8 protein-coding genes and 2 tRNA genes are annotated in these 9,281 nt (G+C 62.1%); 4 read left to right on the forward strand and 6 right to left on the reverse strand.

The window, feature by feature from the left end; translation table 11 throughout:
* On the forward strand, positions 1–1,477 hold a 1,477-nt coding region (locus VIE67_RS08335), incomplete at its 5' end, for a pseudouridine synthase (protein ID WP_332025138.1).
* Positions 1,478–1,559: 82 nt separating this feature from the next.
* Here the strand turns inward: VIE67_RS08335 and VIE67_RS08340 are convergent.
* From VIE67_RS08340 to ppsR, 4 genes are all read right to left on the reverse strand, one after another.
* Positions 1,560–2,279, reverse strand: coding sequence for a CsgG/HfaB family protein (locus VIE67_RS08340; protein WP_332025140.1), 720 nt, complete (start codon positions 2,277–2,279; stop codon positions 1,560–1,562).
* 112 nt (positions 2,280–2,391) lie between these two features.
* Positions 2,392–4,014, reverse strand: coding sequence for a glucose-6-phosphate isomerase (gene pgi / locus VIE67_RS08345; protein WP_332025143.1), 1,623 nt, complete (start codon positions 4,012–4,014; stop codon positions 2,392–2,394).
* A 45-nt stretch (positions 4,015–4,059) separates the two neighbouring features.
* Positions 4,060–4,542 (reverse strand): DUF1249 domain-containing protein, encoded by a 483-nt coding sequence (locus VIE67_RS08350; protein WP_332025145.1) that lies wholly within the window; start codon positions 4,540–4,542, stop codon positions 4,060–4,062.
* A 146-nt stretch (positions 4,543–4,688) separates the two neighbouring features.
* The gene (gene ppsR / locus VIE67_RS08355; protein WP_332025147.1) at positions 4,689–5,504 is read right to left on the reverse strand and encodes a phosphoenolpyruvate synthetase regulatory kinase/phosphorylase PpsR; all 816 of its coding nucleotides are present in this window, start codon (positions 5,502–5,504) and stop codon (positions 4,689–4,691) included.
* A gap of 142 nt (positions 5,505–5,646) precedes the next feature.
* Between ppsR and ppsA the strand changes: the two genes are divergently transcribed.
* From ppsA to VIE67_RS08370, 3 genes are all read left to right on the forward strand, one after another.
* Positions 5,647–8,037, forward strand: a complete 2,391-nt coding sequence (gene ppsA, locus VIE67_RS08360) for a phosphoenolpyruvate synthase (protein WP_332025149.1) — start codon at positions 5,647–5,649, stop codon at positions 8,035–8,037.
* Between the two features lie 165 nt (positions 8,038–8,202).
* Positions 8,203–8,278 (forward strand) — tRNA-Ala (locus VIE67_RS08365).
* Positions 8,279–8,294: 16 nt separating this feature from the next.
* Positions 8,295–8,370: transfer RNA gene (locus tag VIE67_RS08370), tRNA-Glu, on the forward strand.
* A gap of 233 nt (positions 8,371–8,603) precedes the next feature.
* Here the strand turns inward: VIE67_RS08370 and VIE67_RS08375 are convergent.
* Complete coding sequence (locus tag VIE67_RS08375; protein ID WP_332025151.1) at positions 8,604–8,822, reverse strand: hypothetical protein; 219 nt, start codon at positions 8,820–8,822, stop codon at positions 8,604–8,606.
* Positions 8,823–8,824: 2 nt separating this feature from the next.
* On the reverse strand, positions 8,825–9,281 hold a 457-nt coding region (locus tag VIE67_RS08380; protein ID WP_332025154.1), incomplete at its 5' end, for a hypothetical protein.

Raw genomic sequence — 9,281 nt, forward strand, 5'->3', positions numbered from 1 at the left:
GAACGCGCCCACATCGCGCACCCTGCTCAGCCTCAAACGCACCGCGAACGGCGATGCGCCGGACGGCGCGGCGAGTTTCGAGGATCGTTTGCACAAGGTGCTTGCCAACGCGGGCCTCGGCTCGCGGCGCATGCTCGAACAGCGCATCCAGGCCGGCGAAATCCGCGTCGGCGGCAAGGTCGCCGAACTCGGATCGAGCGTGCGCTCCGGCGACCGCGTCGAACTGGACAACAAGCTTTTCGTCGTTGTCAACGACAGCACCGAACACGCCCAGGTGCTGATCTACAACAAACCCGAAGGCGTGGTCGCGACACGCGAGGATCCGGAAGGCCGTCCGACGATTTTCGAGCAGTTGCCGCAGTTGAAGGGCGCGCGCTGGATTTCGGTCGGTCGTCTGGATATCAACACCACCGGCCTGCTCCTGCTGACCACCGACGGCGCGCTCGCGCATGCGCTGATGCACCCGAGCACCGAAATCGAACGCGAATACATCTGCCGTGTGCACGGCGAAGTGCCCGATGAAACGCTGGAGAAACTGAAAAGCGGCATCGATCTCGAAGACGGTACGGCGCGCTTCGACGAACTCGCCATCATCAGCCGCGGCGACAGTCACTCCTGGTTCCGCGTGGTGATACGCGAAGGCCGCAATCGCGAAGTGCGACGCATGTGGGAATCGCAGGGCCTGATGGTCAGTCGCTTGAAGCGCATCCGCTACGGCAACATCGAACTGCCGCGAGGTCTGCTGCGCGGACAAAGCGAAACCCTGAATCCGGACCTGGTCAAGGCGCTGCGGACTCTGGTCGGCGCGGCCGATCCGGAGCCGGTGCTGACTTTGCAGCCGGTGATCAACCAGCGCCGCGCAAAACCGTCCAACGAATTTCGCCCTGCGCCGAACTCGCAGCAGGCCTGGAACGGCGGCACGCAGGACGAGGCGCGAGAACTGCGCGCGTTCGATCGCATCCGCGAAGACACGCCGTTCCGACCCGGCGCCAAACGCAAACATAGTGGCAAGAAGCCGCCACGCAGCGGCGGCCAAGGCTTGAACGCGAGACAGCCTGGTGCGCGCGCGCCCGGTCGCGGCAAACCGCGCGGCAGCAAGCCGGGGCATGCCCTGAGTGAGCAAAACGGAATCTTTCAGCCGCCGCCACAGCGCACCTGGTTCGCGGGAGACGCCGCACGCAGTGGCCGGCCACCGCCGCGCAACAAACGTCCGGGTGGCCCGCGGCCAGCGGGCAATAATGCGGCGCCCAATTCCGCGCCACGCGGCGAACGGCGGCCGGGGCAGGACAATCGTCCGGCGCGCAGCTTCAATTCACCCGGCGGCGGCTACGCGGGTAACAGCGCACAGGGCCAACCGCGCCCGTTTCGCGGTCGCGAGGAAGAACTGCCACGCGACGATATCGGCAATCGTTTGCCCTCGGGCAATAATCGCCCAGCCGGCAAGCCGAAGCGGCCGTTCAAGCCGCGGCCGCAGTAAATTCAGTGTGATTTGCCGGCGACGCGATGCCATACCGGCATCGCATCAGCGCATTGCAAGGCGTTTCTGGCGGTAGGAACACTCAGTCGAGCTTGAGCGCTTTCTTGTCACCCTCGCGACGCTTCTGCTCCTTGGCGCGGTATTCGTTTTCGCAGCCGTCGCGCTTGACCATCACGCAGTCCAGATAGTCGGAAATCTCAACCAGCGCGGCGCGAATGGCCTTGCCCGCCGGGGTGTTTTCCTCGTGCGCGAGGGAACCGCCGAAACCGCCGCGATACACGCCCACCGACATGCCGCTGCTCTTGCTGCGCCCTTCGACCGTGCGCGCAAAGTCGATATCGCCCGTGGTCGTGTTGATCACACGGATATCCACCGCGAGGTAGGCTTCGGCAGACTTGCCGCCGAGGCCGATGCCGTGAAAGCTCAGGCCGCCGCCGGTACTCGATGTATTTTCCTCATACGCGGAGACCGTACCGGTGACGAGGTACTGCGCACCGGTCAGCTTGCCGATCTTTGCGCCCGTCCCCGGGGCCACGCGGCCGGAAACCGCGAGATTCTGCTCTTCGAGCACGCTTTGCAGCTTGTTGCGCTCGACTATACGAAAGTCGCCGTTCGAGGCCAACTCGTTCGACAACATCCCCGACAGCTCCCAGCCTACGCCGCCGCGCCACCAAGCCGCACCGGATTGGTTGGTGAATTCCGTAACGCCCAATGCGGGACGCCCGTCTCCTGCCGCCATCGCAGCGCCCGCGATCCCGAGACCGACCACCGCACAAGCGATTGCCAACAACTGCTTCTTCATCGTGTTCTCCCCACACCGGTTAGCGTTGACCCATTCTAGCCCTGCCTGCATCGCCCACACCAGAGCGCCATGCACGCGCATGCCGTGAATCGGGTCACAAAAATCCGCGAGCTCAATGGCGCTGCTGGCGGTAGCGCCGGATCAGGGTATTCGTCGAACTGTCGTGCGCGAGCGCCGGTTCGGCGCTGGCGGTTATTTCAGCGACCGTACGCTTGGCGAGTTCCTTGCCAAGTTCCACACCCCACTGATCGAACGAATCGATATTCCAGATCACGCCTTGTACGAAGGTGATGTGCTCGTACAGCGCGACCAGCGCGCCGAGTGCGTGCGGGGTCAGGCGTTGCGCGAGCAGCGTGTTGCTCGGCCGATTGCCGTCGAAGCAGCGATGCGGCAACAGCCATTCGGGCGTGCCTTCCGCGCGCACTTGGCTTGCGGTCTTGCCGAACGCGAGCGCTTCGCTTTGCGCGAACAGATTGGCCATAAGCAAGTCATGCTGATCCATAAGCACATTAAGAGATTCACAGAAACCTATGAAATCACAGGGGATTAATCTCGTACCCTGATGCAGAAGCTGATAGAAGGAATGCTGGCCATTGGTGCCGGGCTCGCCCCACCAGATCGCCGCGGTTTCGTACTCGACGCGCGCGCCGTCCAAGGTGACCGACTTGCCGTTGCTCTCCATCGTCAACTGTTGCAGATAGGCAGGAAAGCGCTTGAGATACTGCGCATACGGCAGCACGGCCTGGGTGTGCGCACCGAGGAAATTCGTGTTCCAGATGCCGAGCAGCGCCATCAGTACCGGCATGTTCTGCGCGAACGGCGCGCTGCGGAAATGCTCGTCCATCGCGTGGAAGCCGTCGAGCAGTGCGCGGAAATTTTCCGGGCCGATCGCAATCATCGTCGACAGGCCGATCGCCGAATCCATCGAATAGCGCCCGCCGACCCAATCCCAGAAGCCGAACATGTTCGCGGTGTCGATGCCGAACTTGGCGACCTCGGCCGCGTTGGTCGATACGGCCACGAAGTGCTTCTCCACCGCAGCCTCGTCGACCAGCGACTTCAGCAGCCAACTGCGCGCAGTGTGCGCATTCGTCATCGTCTCCTGCGTGGTGAAGGTTTTCGAGGCGACGATGAACAGGGTTTCATCCGCGGCCAGATCTCGCGTGGCCTCGTCGAAATCGGTGCCATCGACGTTGGAAACGAAACGACAATCCAGGTCGCGCTGGCTGTAGGCGCGCAGCGCTTCGTGCGCCATCACGGGGCCGAGGTCGGAGCCGCCAATACCGATATTGACGATATTGCGGATGCGCTTGCCGGTGTGCCCCTTCCACTCGCCGCTGCGCACGCGCGCGGCGAATGCCGCCATGCGTTCGAGCACGCCGTACACGTCGGGCACGACATTGCGACCGTCGACTTCGATGCGCTGATCCTTGCTGGCGCGCAGCGCGACATGCAGCACCGCGCGTTTTTCCGTGAGGTTTATTTTTTCGCCATTCCACATGGCGGCAATGCGCCCGGCAACAGCGCAGTCATCGGCCAGCTGTAGCAATAGCTTCAACGCCTCATCGTCGATGCGCTGCTTGGAGTAGTCCAGATACCAGCCCGCCGCCTCCAGAGTGTACTTTTCCCCGCGCTGCGCATCGGCGGCAAAGAATTCACGCAAATGCGTGGCGGCCAGTTGCCGCCAATGCGCGCCGAGCGCGGCCCAGATCGGTCGTGTGACAAGCGTCTGCATGGGTTCCTCCAGCACGGGCGATTCGCCAAGTTTCGCCCGAAACAATTACTTCGTCGCGACGGTAAGTTCTCGTTCCGCGATCAAGGTGCCGCGCGAGTGGCCCTGCTCGGCCAGATATTCGAGCCAGCGATTGAGGAAACTCGCCATGCGCATGCGATGCGCGAACAAGGTTTTCGTCGGTGGGAACGGGCCCAGCGCGTGCCACAGGTGCTTGCCGGCATGGCAGTGGGAGACCTCGGCGACATGCGCGTCGCTGTACATGCGCAGCCACGCCGACGGCGACGTGACGCCGGTATCGCGATCGGTCATGCAATAGGTCAGTTTCAGTTCCAGCGTGTAGGCATGGCGTTCGATTACGTCGAGGCGTACATCCAATCCGTCGTCGACGGTGGACACGTAGCTGCCGACGCCGAGCGCCTGCGGCGCGAACAGACGCGCGAGGCGATGGTAATTCTCCGCGTACAAACCCATCAGGTAAGCGAACCTGCCAGGCAGTGCAGCGATGGGCTTTTCGATCGCGAGCGACATGCGCGCATCATAAGCATCGCGCCGTCGTGCCGCCAGACTTGCGCAGTGCGTGCGACAGCGAGTAAGTTGGTCAACCTGCACGCGCGTCGATTGTCACTTCCGCGCGGACCCTGAGTCGCAGGATCGCAGCCCCGCGCGAAACATCGTTAGAACATATGCTTCTCGATGCCCAGCCAGGCGAGAATCTTGCTCGCGATTTCCTCGATCGACGTGTGCGTGGTGTTCTGCACTGGAATATTTTCGCGCTTGAATAATTTGTCGGACAGCGCAAGTTCGTGGCGACATTGCTCGATCTTCGCGTAGCGGCTGCCCGGCTTGCGCGCTTCGCGCACCTGGGCGAGACGCTGCGCATCGATATCCAGACCGAACAAACGCGATTTGTACGGGCGCAGGCGCGGCGGAATTTCCAGCTTGTCGAGATCGTCCTCGGTCAGCGGGTAATTGGCGGCGCGCACGCCGTAATGCAGCGCCATGTACAGACAGGTCGGCGTCTTGCCCACGCGCGAGACGCCGACCAGGATCACTTCGGCGTCGGCATAGTTCACGTCGAGACCGTCGTCGTGCGTCAGCGCATAGTTGGTCGCGTTGATGCGCGCCTCATACTCGGCGAAATTGGTCATCCCGTGCGCGCGGCCCACGCTGCGCGAGCGCTTCATGCCGAGTTCGCTTTCCAGCGGCGCGATGAACGGCGCGAATATATCCAGCATGAGCGCCCCGCTCGTCATCAGGATTTCGCTGATGGCCGGATCGATCACCGAGTTCACCAGGATCGGTCGCGCGCCGGTCGTTGTGTGCGTATTGCGCACACGCTCCGCGGCTGCGCGTGCTTTCTCTTCGGTATCGACGAACGGAATGCGGAACGTGTCGAAAACGACGCCTTCGAACTGGGTCAGCACCGAGTGGCCGATCGTTTCGGCGGTGATACCGGTACCATCGGACACATAGAAAACGCTTCTGGACATGGATGCACGACCGGCGACGGAGAATCCAGTGTAAGCGAAGCCGCACGTGCGCAGAAATCAAGCTTGTTTCGCGTAGCGTAAAGCCCGAAAATTGGCGTGCCCCGCAACACCTGCCCTTCCCCGTAGCATCCGGAGAAACTTCTTGAGCGATTTGGTTCTGTGGCTCGATCAGCTGTGCCTGTCCGATCTGGGCAAGGTCGGCGGAAAAAACGCCTCGCTGGGCGAAATGATCGGCAATCTCGCCCAGCTCGGCGTGTCCGTGCCGGGCGGGTTCGCGACGACCGCGTCGGCGTTCCAGCAATTCATTGCACAAAGCGGCCTCGCCAAACGTATCCAGGATCGACTCTCGACACTCGATGTCGACGATGTCGACACGCTGACCAAGGCCGGCGGTGAGATCCGCCAGTGGATCATCGATACGCCACTGATTGCCGACTTCGACGCGGCGGTGCGCGCCGCTTATGCCAAGTTGTGCAAGGACAGTGGAGCGGAGAACATCGCCGTCGCGGTGCGTTCGTCAGCGACTGCGGAAGATCTGCCCGACGCCTCGTTCGCCGGTCAGCAGGAAACTTTTCTCAACGTCAGTGGCGCGGACGATGTGATCCACAAGGTCAAGGAGGTATTCGCCTCGCTGTACAACGATCGCGCGATCGCCTATCGCGTGCACCACGGCTACGCGCACGAAGACGTATTCCTTTCTGCCGGCGTGCAATTGATGGTTCGCTCGGATGTCGGCGCCTCCGGCGTGCTGTTTACCCTCGATACAGAGTCTGGATTCCGCGACGTGGTGTTCGTCACCGCCAGTTACGGCCTCGGCGAAATGGTCGTGCAAGGCGCGGTGAATCCCGACGAGTTCTATGTCTACAAGCCGACGCTGCGCGCGGGCAAGCCCGCGATCCTGCGCCGCCAGATCGGCGCCAAGCAGCAGCGCATGGTCTATTCGAGCAAGCCCGGCGAGCGCGTGCGCATCGAGGAAGTCGCGGCCAAGGAGCGCAACGCATTCAGCATCAGCGACGACGATGTGCACGAACTGGCGAAGCAGTCGCTGGTCATCGAACAGCACTATGGCCGCCCGATGGACATCGAATGGGCCAAGGACGGCAATACCGGAAAAGTATACATTGTGCAGGCGCGCCCGGAGACAGTGAAGTCGCGCGTGCGCGCGACGCAGATCGAGCGCTACCACCTGCGCAGCCGCGGTGATGTGCTCGCCGAAGGTCGCGCGATCGGGCAGAAGATCGGCGCCGGCAAGGCGCGCGTAATTCGTTCGATCAAGGACATGAGCCGCGTCGAAGCCGGCGACGTGCTGGTCGCCGACATGACCGACCCCGATTGGGAACCCGTGATGAAACGCGCGTCGGCGATCGTCACCAATCGCGGCGGACGCACCTGCCACGCGGCGATCATCGCGCGCGAGCTTGGCGTTCCTGCCGTCGTCGGCACCGGTAACGGCCTTGAAGCGATTCCGGACGGCGCCGAGGTCACCGTGTCCTGCGCCGAGGGCGACACCGGCACGATCTACAAGGGCATTCTCGAATTCGAGAAGGTCACGGCCGATCTGACCCACATGCCGCCGGCGCCGCTCAAGATCATGATGAATGTGGCCAATCCCGAGCGAGCGTTCGATTTCGCCATGCTGCCGAACGCTGGCGTCGGCCTCGCCCGCCTGGAAATGATCATCGCCAGTCATATCGGCATTCATCCGAAAGCCCTGCTCGACTACTCAGCCCAGGATGCGGAAACCCGGCGCAAGATCGACGAGAAGATCGCCGGCTATAGCGGCGACCCGGTGCAGTTTTACGTCGACCGCCTCGCTGAAGGCATCGCCACGATCACCGCTGCGTTCGCACCCAATCCGGTCATCGTGCGTCTATCGGATTTCAAGTCGAACGAGTACGCCAACCTGATCGGCGGCAAACGCTACGAGCCGCATGAGGAAAACCCGATGATCGGTTTCCGCGGCGCGAGCCGCTACGTCGATCCGAGTTTCAAGCCGGCTTTTGCGCTCGAATGCCGTGCGATGAAAAAGGTGCGCGAGGAAATGGGTCTGACCAACGCGTGGGTCATGATCCCGTTCGTGCGCACGCTCGACGAAGGCCGCAAGGTCGTCGAGGTGCTCGCCGAAAATGGACTCAAGCAAGGCCAACGTACTGGTGAAGAGCCGGGCCTCAAGATCATCATGATGTGCGAGCTGCCGTCGAACGCCCTGCTCGCCGACGAATTCCTCGATATCTTCGATGGCTTCTCGATCGGCTCGAACGACCTGACCCAGCTGACCCTCGGCCTCGATCGCGATTCGAGCATCGTCGCTCACCTGTTCGACGAACGCGATGCGGCGGTGAAAAAACTCCTGAGTATGGCCATAAAGACGGCCAAAGCCAAAGGCAAGTACGTCGGCATCTGCGGCCAGGGTCCGTCGGATCATCCCGACCTCGCGCAATGGCTGCTCGATCAGGGTATCGAATCGATTTCGCTCAATCCCGACACGGTCGTCGACACTTGGCTCTTGCTCGCCAAGGGCAAGAGCGCCTGAGCCGTGCCGAAAAAGACGTTGCGACATTGAAATGGAGGGGTTTCACCCTCTGGCAAGACAAGTTATAATTGACGGCTCCGTGCCTTTTAAAGGCCTGGGGCGCCGCAACGGGTAGAGTCGTTGGGCATCCGCGAGGCATCCTGGCCGTTTCGCGGATCACATCGTGGGGCTATAGCTCAGCTGGGAGAGCGCTACAATGGCATTGTAGAGGTCATCGGTTCGATCCCGATTAGCTCCACCACTCAAAGGTTTCCGGCGTCCCCATCGTCTAGAGGCCCAGGACATCGCCCTTTCACGGCGGTAACGGGGGTTCGAATCCCCCTGGGGACGCCATTTCCATTACCGCAACATCCAGCAACATCCATTAAACCGCACTCTGATGCGGTTTTTTATTGTTCGCTTGTCACGCAACTGCCCGTCATCATGTGCACCTGATCAAACGGTCGTTCTCGACCCACTCCGGACAGTCGGTATAGCAGCGTTCGCCGCCGCCGTAAAAGCTCGCCGTATCGGGTACGTTCAACGGTCCGCGGCGACTTAGGCGCGCGGGCAAATCGCCAAACCCCTCACTCAGCGGGTCGGCGCATCGGAGGCACATCTGGCGGCTCATGCCGTGACGCTTCGAATTGACGCATCCGATCCTTGATTTCTGCTAATTCCCGCTCGACAAAAGCTATCCGGTCCGTGGTGTAGTCAAAGCCCGAGTAATTCAGTGCTTCTGACCACGCCACCACGTTGTTCATAAGACGACGAAACGCCCCGGCCCCCCTCATGTAAGTTGTCATGGTCATTTCCTCTGTGAATTGTTTCCGATAACCCGCCAGACGCGCCGCGGCAGGAGCACCAAGTCGGCTGCTTCCTCAGCATCTTTGAGGAGCGTCTTGCGCGGCGTGCCTATCTGCGCACGCATTGTCAGACCTCGGACAAGGTCGATGACCTGGCGCGCGCGCACGGCTACCGGAAAGTCAGGCGGGATGTCTCCCGCGCTGATCCCGTCCCGGAAACGGCGCTCCACCAGCGCCGCGCCGCCCGCGATCGTGCTCTGCAAGAACCGCTGAACCTCAGCGTCGTTCACAAGCGGCGCGACGCACTCCAGAAGGCAGCCTCTGGCGGACCCCTTCGCGGTCGCACTTTCGACGTTGAACCGCAGAAAGCCCGCGATCGAGTCGCGAAGACCCTGTGGCGAGAAAAGTGCCCTCGCGGCTGATGCGCCCTTCCGTTCTGCGTACGCCCTAAGGGCGCGC

Origin of the sequence: Rudaea sp. (assembly GCF_036560865.1) — a bacterium.
Lineage (GTDB): Bacteria > Pseudomonadota > Gammaproteobacteria > Xanthomonadales > Rhodanobacteraceae > Rudaea.

Coding starts and splice junctions, on each gene's coding strand:
- VIE67_RS08340 (WP_332025140.1), bottom strand. CDS start 2,279: ATGAAGAAGCAGTTGTTGGCAATCGCTTGTGCGGTGGTCGGTCTCGGG.
- pgi (WP_332025143.1), bottom strand. CDS start 4,014: ATGCAGACGCTTGTCACACGACCGATCTGGGCCGCGCTCGGCGCGCAT.
- VIE67_RS08350 (WP_332025145.1), bottom strand. CDS start 4,542: ATGTCGCTCGCGATCGAAAAGCCCATCGCTGCACTGCCTGGCAGGTTC.
- ppsR (WP_332025147.1), bottom strand. CDS start 5,504: ATGTCCAGAAGCGTTTTCTATGTGTCCGATGGTACCGGTATCACCGCC.
- VIE67_RS08375 (WP_332025151.1), bottom strand. CDS start 8,822: ATGACAACTTACATGAGGGGGGCCGGGGCGTTTCGTCGTCTTATGAAC.